Raw genomic sequence first — 515 nt, forward strand, 5'->3', positions numbered from 1 at the left:
CGTTCGTAGAATGTCGCGTCGATCGCGCCGTGTTTCGAGGGGTCGTGCAGCTGCGCCGACTGGCGCAGCAGCACTCGGCACACGCTCATACTGATCCGGTCGAACGCTTTACACAACGTGGATGGAGAGGGGAGATCGGCCGCGCTAAGGCCGATCTCGCCGGTTATTTGTGGCATCTCTTTGAGCAAGTCAATCGTCATTCGGTAGGACGTATCGAGGTAAATCCGGAGACAATGGAGGGAGACGAGGGCATAGTCGGCGAATCCGCCGCCACCTTCCGGGGCGGCGGATTCGTCTCTATCACCGGTAACAACTTGGGCAATCGGCACAATCTCACCAGTGAAGCGGGAGATTTGTGTCATAGGCAACCGGATCTCTCCGCTTCAACTCCTTTGATTTAGCGACCCATCCCGACGCTGTCTAGTGATTCAACACAGCCCCTTGGAGGGAAAGCAGATCCACGATGTGGTCGATGACCTCTCGCGGAAGTACATTGACGTAGAGGTCGAAGCGGA

General features: G+C 56.9%; 1 pseudogene. It reads right to left on the minus strand.

What is annotated here, in order from left to right:
• Positions 1-362 (minus strand): annotated as a pseudogene (locus ACQUQ0_RS17590) (IS5/IS1182 family transposase); the annotation flags it as partial.
• Positions 363-515 lie beyond the last annotated feature (153 nt).

The sequence above is a fragment of the Halobellus sp. EA9 genome (assembly GCF_051195055.1).
In the GTDB taxonomy this organism is placed as follows: domain Archaea; phylum Halobacteriota; class Halobacteria; order Halobacteriales; family Haloferacaceae; genus Haloquadratum; species Haloquadratum rubicundus.